The organism is Salinimicrobium oceani (assembly GCF_012037645.1).
This window is the reverse complement of the sequence record NZ_JAAVJR010001588.1, coordinates 1-289: the sequence shown is the minus strand read 5'-3', so window position 1 is coordinate 289 and position 289 is coordinate 1. Positions and strand designations below refer to the sequence as shown.

Annotated in this window: 1 protein-coding gene; it reads left to right on the top strand. The window is 50.2% G+C overall.

The annotated features are described in order from the left end of the window. A partial coding sequence (locus HC175_RS23190; protein ID WP_168140099.1) for a hypothetical protein occupies positions 1–289 on the top strand: 289 nt, incomplete at both ends.

Genomic DNA, 289 nt, shown 5'->3' with positions numbered 1-289 from the left:
CGCCTGGAAGCAGAGCAGGAAGTAAAGCGACTCCAGCAAGAGCTATCTGAACTTCGCCAACAATTACAAAAAGACGAACCTTGTCCGTTGTGCGGCTCTACCGATCATCCCTTTGCGGAGCACCAACCTGATAAAGCCCCAGTCAACCAAGCACTGGCCAACGCCCGGCAGCAGACTAAAGAAAAGCAAGAAGTTGTATGGCAACTTGAGGCTAAGCAGCAACAGTTGCAGGAACGGAATGTAGAGGAAAATCAAAAGTTGGAGAAAGGTGAGCAGGCGTTGCAAGAAC